This is a genomic window from Mycobacterium sp. (assembly GCF_035570115.1).
Lineage (GTDB): Bacteria > Actinomycetota > Actinomycetes > Mycobacteriales > Mycobacteriaceae > Mycobacterium.
Map to the genome: position 1 here is coordinate 1 of NZ_DATMLH010000006.1, position 10,254 is coordinate 10,254.

General features: G+C 64.1%; 9 protein-coding genes. 2 read left to right on the plus strand and 7 right to left on the minus strand.

The window, feature by feature from the left end; genetic code table 11:
* Window positions 1-900, minus strand: a 900-nt coding sequence (locus VNW74_RS00480) for a UbiD family decarboxylase (protein WP_325674643.1), incomplete at its 3' end; no start/stop codon positions are given.
* A gap of 169 nt (window positions 901-1,069) precedes the next feature.
* On the minus strand, window positions 1,070-1,468 hold the full coding sequence (locus VNW74_RS00485; RefSeq protein WP_325674644.1) for a DUF4267 domain-containing protein: 399 nt from the start codon (window positions 1,466-1,468) through the stop codon (window positions 1,070-1,072).
* Window positions 1,469-1,613: 145 nt separating this feature from the next.
* On the opposite strand from VNW74_RS00485, the gene VNW74_RS00490 reads away from it, so the two are divergent.
* Window positions 1,614-2,285, plus strand: coding sequence for a hypothetical protein (locus tag VNW74_RS00490; protein WP_325674645.1), 672 nt, complete (start codon window positions 1,614-1,616; stop codon window positions 2,283-2,285).
* Complete coding sequence (locus tag VNW74_RS00495) at window positions 2,282-3,475, plus strand: PrsW family intramembrane metalloprotease (protein ID WP_325674646.1); 1,194 nt, start codon at window positions 2,282-2,284, stop codon at window positions 3,473-3,475. The genes VNW74_RS00490 and VNW74_RS00495 overlap by 4 nt, the downstream gene beginning before the upstream one ends.
* Before the next feature lie 8 nt (window positions 3,476-3,483).
* Here VNW74_RS00495 and VNW74_RS00500 read toward each other — a convergent pair whose 3' ends face one another.
* From VNW74_RS00500 to VNW74_RS00520, 5 genes are all read right to left on the minus strand, one after another.
* Window positions 3,484-4,335, minus strand: coding sequence for a helix-turn-helix domain-containing protein (locus VNW74_RS00500; RefSeq protein WP_325674647.1), 852 nt, complete (start codon window positions 4,333-4,335; stop codon window positions 3,484-3,486).
* Window positions 4,336-4,527: 192 nt separating this feature from the next.
* Window positions 4,528-7,251, minus strand: coding sequence for a helix-turn-helix transcriptional regulator (locus VNW74_RS00505; protein WP_325674648.1), 2,724 nt, complete (start codon window positions 7,249-7,251; stop codon window positions 4,528-4,530).
* A 120-nt stretch (window positions 7,252-7,371) separates the two neighbouring features.
* The gene (locus VNW74_RS00510) at window positions 7,372-8,463 is read right to left on the minus strand and encodes a mandelate racemase/muconate lactonizing enzyme family protein (protein WP_325674649.1); all 1,092 of its coding nucleotides are present in this window, start codon (window positions 8,461-8,463) and stop codon (window positions 7,372-7,374) included.
* A gap of 27 nt (window positions 8,464-8,490) precedes the next feature.
* Window positions 8,491-9,681, minus strand: coding sequence for an alpha-hydroxy-acid oxidizing protein (locus VNW74_RS00515; RefSeq protein WP_325674650.1), 1,191 nt, complete (start codon window positions 9,679-9,681; stop codon window positions 8,491-8,493).
* Between the two features lie 31 nt (window positions 9,682-9,712).
* Complete coding sequence (locus tag VNW74_RS00520; RefSeq protein ID WP_325674651.1) at window positions 9,713-10,108, minus strand: tautomerase family protein; 396 nt, start codon at window positions 10,106-10,108, stop codon at window positions 9,713-9,715.
* Window positions 10,109-10,254 lie beyond the last annotated feature (146 nt).

Sequence of the window (10,254 nt, forward strand, 5' to 3'; positions counted from 1 at the left end):
AGTGATCGCCTCGATCGTGTACACCGGCTGCGGGGAGGTCTCGGGAAGCGCATACCCATGGAATTCGGCGTACGGACCTTCCGTGGCATCCCGGCTGATCGACACATGACCCTCGATCACCACCTCAGCCCCGGCCGGCACCTCCAGATCATTGGTCTCACACCTGACAACCTCAACCGGCTCGCCATACAGCGTGCCCAAAAACGTCCCCTCATCCACCTCCTCGGGAATGGGCATCCCACCCACCATCGGCACACCAGGATCCCCACCCTGCACCACAGCGAAAGGCATGGGCTCGCCGATCTTTTCCCACTCCGCCCAAATCATCCCGATATGCTGCTGCGGCAAAAACAAACCCGTCATATGACGATCGTCGATCATCATGATCCGCGAGATCGACCAGTTCGTCCACCGCCCATCGGGTGTGCGCGCAACAATGACACCCCACGTGTTCAGATAACGGCCACCATCATCGGGATGCACCTGCGGAACCGGAAACCGATCCAACGTGGCATCGGCACCCAACAAAACGTTCTGCTTACACGCCGCCACATCCCGCGAGACCAACTTCGGCGCAATCGGCGACTTCTTATGCACCCCCGCCACATGCTCCACCACATCGCGCGCGCTCACATCATGGGAAAGACCCAACGACAGCGCAACCCGCGCTAACCGATGACTCCGATCACTAGACAACGCACCCGGCGCCCCCAACAAACGAAACCCCGGCGCAGCCCCCTGCACGTTATCGAACAACGGCGCCGCACGCCCCAGCTCAGTCGACCGCCGCGTAATCGCCGCCGCCTCCAACACCGCACTCACCGGCCGCTCAATACGCTCCACATCGCCCAACGACTCCAACACATCCAGATAATCCCGAAGATCACGAATCCTGGCCATCAGCGCTTCACCTAGCCCACTTCCACCACTCGGTGTGCAATCACCGGCTGCGCGAACGCTTTACGCGCGAACGCCATCTCTTTGGATCGTGGGGCAAACCGGCATGCTTTGTCGCTGTTCTCACCGACAATCCAGCAACTCGCAAGATGTTGCGCGATACAACGTCGCGTCAGTGTTCCGGCGTCTCGTCCGCTCCGTTGGTGGTCGGGCGCACCGCGCCCCAAAGCCCGGCGGCGACGCCGACGGCAGCACCACCCAGGCCGATGAGCCGTTGTGAGCGCTTCATCTCGTGGTGGACACTCGTCCCGCCGAGCAGGTCGGCCGCGTCGGCGCCGGCGGACGCGAGGAACCAGCCGCGGGTGTTTCGGCCACGCAGCGCCGCGGCGGCGAGCAGCCCGCCGATCAGTGCATCCCGGTAGCCCATCGACCGCAACAGCAGTTGCGCCGTCGGCGTTGGCTCGTCCGGGTCGCCCCAGAACCGGTTCGCACGGAGCGGGTCGACGAGAAACGAGACACCCGAGGCAAGTCGGACGCTGCCCGCAAAGAGCGCAAAACGGTCGATGGCCATGTCCCGCAGCCTAGGAGATGGTCGCGCGAGCTACGCCGAAGTCGCGGATCTCGCCGTTTTAGATGTCGTGTCTGCCCGCCGTCGTTACTCTCGGACCCCGACGCCTCTGAGACGACGCCACAACGGGCAGAAGGGTTGGGCGGGTATGCCGGATCCCGAAACCGCTGTTTCCTCGGCGGCCGCAGCCCCAAGATTCGAACCCGACGAGCGCTGGGTGCCCGCCGACGAGCGATGGTTTGGCCTGGATCGGCGCACCATTCGCCCGACACTGGCGGTCTTCGCGCTGGCCCTCGTGATGTCGGTGGTGTTGCCGGTCATCGACGCGACCGTGCCTTACCACGACATCGTCAAGGCCGGCGATGTATTGGAGCTCGAAGGCGGCGTGACATTCGTTCCGGAGGCCGGCTGGGGCATCACCTCCGGTCTCCGCGCGGGCCACGTCCCACTGTCCGGCGAGTATCCCGCGACCGCGATCGTCGAGGACGGAGCGATGAAATTCACGCTCCGCACCGGGCAATTCCACGGAGACGCCAATCAACTCCTCGACCAGATCGAAGCGACCTCCGAAGCCCTCAATCGCGGTCGCGGCGTCCGCTTGACCGGTGCGCCGACCACCATCGTCACCGGTCAGGGCAAGCAAGGTGCGACAGTACGGATCACCGGACCGCATACCGCCGGCGTCGTCGCCGCGTTCGTGTTCGACGCTCGGGGAGTTGAAGCCGTGGCGACCGGACCGTCCGATACCGGCGCGGGGCCCGCGACCACGGTTTTGCGGATGATCGACAGCATCAGCCAAACCGCAGAGGAGAAGCGGTGACGGGGACGCCAGTGACGACGATCGCCCAGCTCGATCGCGCTCGCGACACCGCGCTCGACCTCTCCGGCTGGGGTAGGCGGTTCAGCTTCTACCAGCCGCGCAACTTTGCATTCTGGGGATATCTGCTGCTCGTCGGGATCGGCATCCTGGTCTTCCTCTCAACGCTCGCGCGCGAGTACGACGCATACGGCCAAGCGATCGGGCTGGCGGTAACGTCATTCGCCATCTACGGTGCGCTGTTCTGGTGGTTCACCCAGCACATCGACCACTACGCCAAACTCCCCGCCAAACTCATGGTCGTCGCTTTTGTGTGGGGCGGCTTCGCCGCGACCGGGGCGATGGCGGCCAACGCCAACGATGCGATCCTCGCCTTGTACGCGAAAACCTTCGGCCAGGTATGGGCGCTGAACTGGGGTGCGGGCCTTGCGGCCCCATTCACCGAAGAATGGGCGAAGGGGTCGGGCCTGCTGTTGCTCATCGCGATGGCGCCACGGCAAGTACGAACTGCGTTCGACGGATTCATCCTGGGCGCATTCATTGGCCTGGGATTCCAAATCGTTGAGGACATCACCTATGCGATGACGTCGGCAGGTACCCAGTTCGGCGCGAATCAAATTGGGGCGTCGGTAGGCACCATCGTTCTGCGGATGGTGAGCGGGGTCGCCGCGCACATTCTCTACAGCGCAATCTTCTGCGCCGGTCTGGTCTATTTACTTGGCCGGCCCGGCGAACCACGCAAGCTGGGGCGGGGTTTGCTCCTGATCGCGATCCCGATGCTGCTGCACGGGGCGTGGGATTCGTTGGCCGCCATCGCCGGACCTAGCGCACTGAAGCTGATCGGGCTGCTGATCGGGACGATCGTGGTAGCGCTCGTGATCGTTGTACGGGTTTACCGGTCGACTGTGAAACGCGAACAGGACTTCGTCCGCGATGTCATGGCCCCCGAACAAGCACGCGACGTCATTACCACAGCCGAACTCGACGCGATGGTCGGGAATCGCAAGGCCCGCAAGGCTTACCGCAAAGCCGGCCGGAAACGTCAGGAACGCAGACGCGCCCGCTACGTGCTCAATGCTGCGTATGCCCTCGCTGACGAGCTTGCTGCCGCACGCGGTGCCGACACCGATCGGGTGCGCTTCGCCCGTACCGAAGTGGCCAGAATTCGCGCGGGCGTCCCGTCACGATGGTGACCCGGCGGCTACATCAGACGCCGCTGGACTTCAAAGACCAGGCATAACTCGGCTACATCCCGGGGACGGGACAACGACCGACCCGAGCGTTTCTCGATTCGTCGCAGCCGGTAGCGCACCGTATTGGGATGACAGACAAGAGCTTCGGCCGTCGCACTCATCGATGCGTCGCATTCCTGCCAGACCCGAAACGTTTCAAACAGCAGCTCACGCTCATCGTTGTCGAGATCGTCGAAATGCTCTAGCACAGTCCGGACTGACCGAAGCATCACGGCGGGCGCGCTGACCGCGGCGGTAGCCAACAGAGAACCGTCGAATACCGCGACCCGCGAGCCGGAATCGACGCGTCCCCGTAGCGTCACCTTGGCCACATGCAAAGCCTGCGGCGCGTCTCGGAGATCATCGAAGCGAGCACTTACGCCCACGCGGTGCGTTGCCGTGCGAGACAGCAGGGCCAGGACTTTGTCGAGTTGTGAGTCGGAATTGATGTGGACGATGCCGATCTGCAAGTCGGGCAGCACCCGCCATACCGAATACACGTCCAGACTGCGCAACTTCGATTCGATTTCGGGCAGAGCCAGCGTGCCGATCGCTGGCGCCTGGGCGATGACCACCACGAACGGGCCCTGGCTTGGCAGCCGAAGACCGATGGCGGCCTCCCATGCAGCCCATTCGTCGAGGATCCGCCCCTGAAGCACGCAGTCCATCAACTCTGGACGCCACGACACCTCGTCGAGCAGCTCCTGCTCTTGCTCATCTAGGTGTCGGGCCCTCAAGGCAGGGGCGATGATGTCGGCGAAATCGACGATCGTGGCCTTGGTGTCCGCAGGATGTTCGTTCTCTACGAGTAGTTCGTCCATCGCGTCCTCGTCAACCACAGCCGGTGCTGTGTGATCGGCGACCGGAGCAAGCCGAGCGGCGTGCCTAGCCGATCATGATCAACCGAGGTCGAAGCGTTCGCATCCGCCAACTGCACAGTGCGCGACCGGGCCGAGCCAACCCGAGAGGTTCGAGCACCCCCACACACACGGCTAATCCAGGCGGTAGGCCCATCATTGCGGTAGCGCGTGGCCAAGGTGCCCTCGCGACTCGATGCCGAGCTTGGTGAAAACCTTGCTCAGGTGGTACTGGACCGTACGCACACTGATGAACAGCCGCGCAGCAATGTCCGGGTTGGACAGGCCGTCGCGGGCCATCCGGGCGATCTGCGCCTCCTGCGCCGTGAGCACCTGGTCGGCCGGGTGGACCGTCCGCTTGCGGGCCGTTTCGCCGGTGGCCTGTAGTTCACGCCTGGCTCGCTCGGCAAACGCCTCCATCCCCATGGTCTCCAGCATGTCGTGAGCGGTGCGAAGCTGGTCCCGGGCGTCCATGCGGCGGCGGCGCCGGCGCAGCCATTCGCCATACAGCAAGTGACTGCGGGCGCAATCGGCGCGCAGCCGGGTGCCGGCGAGACGCTCGATCGATTCGCGGTACAAAGCCTCGGCCGTGTCGTCTTCGCTCAACAGTGCGCGACAGCGCGCCTCGATGCCCAGTGCCCAGTCGGTGCTGCAGGCGCTGGTGATCTCGACCAGCCGCGCGAAGGCGTCGGTGGCGATGTCACGGTGGCCGGTACGGGTGGCGGCTTCGATCAGCTCGACGGCTCCCCAGGGAGGTACCGTCATCTTTCCGAAGTGCTCGGCGCCGGGTTGAGCCGATGTCATCGCCTTCTGGTAGTCCCCCAAACCGTTGTAGAGCAACGCCATTGCCCATTCGACGATGGTCAGACCGACGCCTTCGCCGCGGCGATTCGCGTTGGCGGTGATGGCTTCGGCCAGCGTCGCCGCTTCGGCTTCCCTGCCGGTGAAAGCCCTCAGGCCGAGGACGGCGTAAGGGGCAAGCGTGCTGCGGGTCGCCTCGATCGCTGGCTGCAGCTCCTGGATCAAATCGGCGGCGCCGGACAAGTCACCCGCGAACATCAGCATGAAAGCACGCGAATTCAGCGCGATGGGCAGCTCGCTGAGCGCCCCCACGGCGCGCGCAAGCTCGACATGCCGAGCCGACAGCAGCTCCCACCGATCGGCGTCCCACACATGGCGGGCGACGATCCCGGCCGCCCCCTGCCAACGCAGTTCCTCCTCCACCGGCATGGCGGTGCCGAAGGTCGCGAGTCCCTTCCGCAACATCGGCAACCCGGCGCCGTATCCCCTGGTGTAGTACGCCACCAGACCTTCCAGCAGGAAATCCGCGGCGCGCGGCGTGAGTGGCGGCCGCAGTGCGGCGCCGGCTGCGCGCGCCACCTCGAGCACGCTGCCGCCGAGCGCGAGGCGGCCGGCGAAGTAGCCCGACGACAGTGCCTGCAAGTACGTCGCGCAGGACAGCTCCGCATCGATCGGCTCAAGCCGGCGGGCGGCCTTGAGCAGCAGCGGCGGAGCATCGCTGCCTCGGCTGGTGACGAAGGCGAGTTCAGCGGCGATCAGATCAGCTCGAGCCTGCTGGACATCACTGAGCGGCTCCTCCCCCGCTAGGGACAACAACTCTTGTGCGGCCTCAAAAGCGCCGGCCTTGACCTTTGCGGAGGCCGCGGCCAGCGCCCGACCGCCGCGCCGCGCCGGGTCGAGCGTCAACGCCGTTGCACGTTCCAGGAATGCCGCCGCCGCGGCGAGGCCGCCGCGCGCTTGGGCTCGGTCGGCTGAGCGTTCCAGCTCAGCGGCGACGTCCTCATCAGGTCCGGGCGCGGCATGAGCCCGATGCCATGCCCGTCGATCAGGATCTTGATCCGGATCGGTGACCTCCGCCAGCGCCCTGTGCGCACGATGTCTGTCTTCCAGCGACGCCGACCGGTGGATCACCGAGCGGACGAGCGGATGACGAAACCGCACCCGGGTGCCGAAGTCGACCAGCCCCGCGCTCTGCGCCGCGGCCCCCGCTTCACCGTCGATCCCTAAGCGCGCGGCCGCTCGCCACACCAGTGCGGGATCACCGACCGGATCCGCCGCCGCGACCAGCAGCAACCACCGAGTCTGCTCGGGCAGCACCTCGATGCGCCGCCGAAAACTCTCTTCGACCCTCTCCGACAACTGGACCGCGCCGAGAAGCCCAAATCCGCCCGCCAAAAGATCGGGCTTCACGCCTCGCGATAGTTCCAGCAGCGCCAACGGGTTGCCCCGAGCCTCGTTGAGGATGAGGTCCCGTACCCCGCTATCCAGCGGCCCGGCCAGCGCGCTGTCCAGTAAGGCCCGGGCATCTGCTGTTTCCAATCCCGCTACCGCGAGCTCGCAAACGCCGGTCAGGTCGTCGCTCCGGACCCGAGCTGCAAAGAGCAAGCCCACCGATTCCGCGGCTAACCGACGAGCGACAAAGCCGAGGACTTGCGCTGAGGCCCGATCGAGCCATTGCTCGTCGTCCACCACACACACAAGCGGCCGGCGCTCGGCGACATCGGATAGCAGATTCAACACGGCAAGACCGACCAGGAACTTGTCCGGCGGCGCGCCCGAACTGACGCCAAACGCCGTCCGCAGGGCGGCATGCTGCGGCGCGGGCAGGCCGTCCAGGTGATTGAGTATCGGTGAGCAAAGTTGATGCAGCGCCGAGAACGCCAGTTCCATCTCGGATTGCACACCGGTGGCCCGCAATACGTGGCAGTCCGCTGCGCGCTCGACCAGATATTCCAGCAACGCCGTCTTGCCCACACCGGCCTCACCGGACAGCACGAGCGCCCGGCTCTCGCCGGTGCGAATCGCTTCGACGAACTGGTCCAGCATGCCGCGTTCAGCGCCGCGGCCCGTCAGCCTCATCACGCATCCCCGCAACAGTGGCATCCGCCTGCATCTGCAGGGCAGCGGCGCTCACCTTACCGTTCTCGCGCGCCACCTCGACGGCGGTTTAGCGTCACGGCATGTCGGCCGCTGATGCTGTCAGCACCGTTTCAGGGTCAGCTTGTCGATTTCGTCGCGGTCGATGTCGTAACCCAGGCCTGGTTTTTGCGGGGCAGAGATGTAGCCGTCATCGTTTATCGTTGGCAGGTCAGCCATTCCGATGCCCAGCAGGTTCTGCGGGATCATGATCTCGGCGAAGTCGCAGTTACGAATGGCAAGTGCCACATTGAGATACATCGCCAGGTTGAGTGGGGGTCCGTAACTGTGGATTTCGTAGTTGTGGCCGAACGCCTCGCAAGCGTGCGCCGACTTCATCATCTGGGTGACGCCCCCGGCGTACTCGGCCAGGGTGCGGACGTAGAAGCCGCTCGTGTTGCTCAAATACTGGTGCAGGGCCGCGAACCCGGCGAAGTTCTGCTCGCCGATAGCCAGTGGAACACTGAGCTTGCCTGCCAAGTACGACAGCCCGTCAAGATCGTGATCGGAGATGGGATTCTCAAACCAGTAGAAATTGAGCTCGTCCAGCACCTTGCCGACCCTCAAGGCTTCGGGCAGCGTATACGCGCACACCGGGTCGATCATCAGGTCGAGGTTCGGGAACTCATCCCTGATCGCCCGAGCAAGCTCGATATCTCGGTCGGCCTGGCCGAAGGGATGGAACTTGGCGGCGGTGAAACCCTCGGCAACTGCGGGGCGTAACGCGTCGACATAGCCGTCGATGGTCGGGTACGCCACGGTGCTCGCATACGCGCGTATCTCGTGGCGCGCCGCCCCAAGGTATTTGTACAGCGGCAGGTTGGCCGCTTTGGCGTTGATGTCCCACAGACATGCGTCGGCGCCGGCCAGGGCGGGCGGGTTGGAATATGGCGGTAAGGCGGTTGTCATTTCATGGCTTAACGCGGCGACGTCGTAGGTATCCCGCCCGATCAGGATGGTCTTGGCGACCTCGGCGGCATGCTCGACGGCCTTGGCCGGAATGAGGTAGCTGATGTAGTTCCCCTCGATGCCTTCGGCGGTGGACACCGAGACCAAAACGAGCTGAGGCATCGCGTCCACCGCGCCGTGAGTCGGGATCACGGTCTCATCGAGTTCGGTGCGAAGTATTGACAGTGTGACGTTGGTGATCTTCATGGTTGTGGATCCTCAACTCGACGAGACTCAACTCGGAAGGAGCGCCCGAGCATTGATGACCTCTTCGACACCGGCCTCCTTGAGGGTTGCGATGTCCTTGAATCCGCAGACCGCCAAACACAAATCGAGTTCAGCCAGGAATGAACGCAGATAGTGGGTCAGGCTTTCTGCACCGCCGTAAGACAGGGCGTAAGCATACGGCCGCCCAAGCCCGACGGCCGTCGCGCCCAGCGCCAACGCGATGATCGCATCGGTTGCCGAACGCACGCCGGAGTCGAAGATGACCGGTGTGGAGCCGGCCGCTTTGACGATCCCCGGCAGCAACTGCAACGTCGAGACGGCCGAATTCGCCTGCCGACCACCATGATTGGTGCAATAGAGCACGTCTGCACCGTTGTCAATCGCCAGGCGTGCGTCATCAGGGTGCTGAATCCCCTTGATGGCGAGGGGAAGCTTCGTCTGGGACCGGATCCAGCGCAGGTCCTCCCACGACAGTGGGTGGGCGAAGATTTTCTGATAGTGCGCCAGCGCGGCCGGCTGGTCTTCTTCCGGCGGCTTGGCGAGGTGTTTGGTGAAGTTCTCATCCGTGTAATAGTTCTGCATGCAGAAGCCGCGGAACTGAGGAAAGTTTCCGCGTTCGAGGTCCATCGGCCGGAAGCCAAGGGTCCAGGAGTCCACGGTGACGATCAGGGCGGAATAGCCGCTGTTCTCCGCACGGCTGATCAAACTTGCCGCCAGCTCCCTGTCGCTGGGAAGGTAGAGCTGGTAGAAGATCGGTGTTTCGCCCGCATGAGGAACCACGTCCTCCATCCGTGTCTGAGTGAACGTCGACAACGTGTATGGCACCCCGGTGGCCGCCGATGCTTGTGCGGACGCCACGTCACCGTGAAAGTCGGGTGCGCACAAGCCAACCAAGCCGATCGGAGCAAGGAACATCGGCGAAACGAATTTCTTTCCAAACAGCTGGATCGATAGGTCGCGTTCGGGCGGGCTGACCATCATCCGGGGCACGATGCCGTAGCACGAGAACGCCGCGATGTTCGCGCGCTGGGTCCGTCCATCACCCGCGGCTGCCGACACATACCGATACACCCAATCCGGAAGTGCCTCAGCTGCTTTGCGCTCGATCGAAGCAAAGTCGAACGGGTATCGGGTCGTTATTCCTTTTACCGCTTCGGCGTAGACCTCGTTTTGAAAGTCACCAAAATTGGTGGGCACGTTTGATGCAGTCCTTTCCAGGTAGGGCTCGTCATGCTCCGGCGATCCAGGCCTGCTCCTGCCCGGGCTCGGGCAGGACACGGCCGCCTTCGACCGCTCCGCTCGCCGGACTGTTCTGGATCACCATCATTACCCGGTCGGGGTCGACGTTGGCGATCCGGGACACGGCGGCCGCGATTGCGGTTGCGAGACGCGTTGTTTCGTCTAATGGGTGACCGGACCGCACCCAACTGTTGACCAGCACCGGATCCGCGGGCACGCCGTCGGTGTAAATCCCGCCGGCCGGCAGCTCGTGGAAAACGACGTTGACATAGGTGCTGGGCACGTGGTTGATCTCGGCGTGGATGCGGCTAATCTCTTGAGCCAATGCGCTCTTGACGTCGGCAGTCAGCGTCGATGTTGTCGTCGTGCAGGTATAGACCGGCATGGTCGCTCCTTGAAATAGACAACGATGAGCTGGCGGCGTCAGCCCAGGTGGGTGGCTTGCGGAATAGTGGGCACCACGATGACGGTGGGCCCGTCGGCCTTCAGCGCGGCGGTGAATTCATAGGCCAGCTTCTCGGTGGTGTCGAC

Coding starts and splice junctions, on each gene's coding strand:
- VNW74_RS00510 (WP_325674649.1), bottom strand. CDS start 8,463: ATGAAGATCACCAACGTCACACTGTCAATACTTCGCACCGAACTCGAT.
- VNW74_RS00490 (WP_325674645.1), top strand. CDS start 1,614: ATGCCGGATCCCGAAACCGCTGTTTCCTCGGCGGCCGCAGCCCCAAGA.
- VNW74_RS00520 (WP_325674651.1), bottom strand. CDS start 10,108: ATGCCGGTCTATACCTGCACGACGACAACATCGACGCTGACTGCCGAC.
- VNW74_RS00500 (WP_325674647.1), bottom strand. CDS start 4,335: ATGGACGAACTACTCGTAGAGAACGAACATCCTGCGGACACCAAGGCC.
- VNW74_RS00505 (WP_325674648.1), bottom strand. CDS start 7,251: ATGAGGCTGACGGGCCGCGGCGCTGAACGCGGCATGCTGGACCAGTTC.
- VNW74_RS00485 (WP_325674644.1), bottom strand. CDS start 1,468: ATGGCCATCGACCGTTTTGCGCTCTTTGCGGGCAGCGTCCGACTTGCC.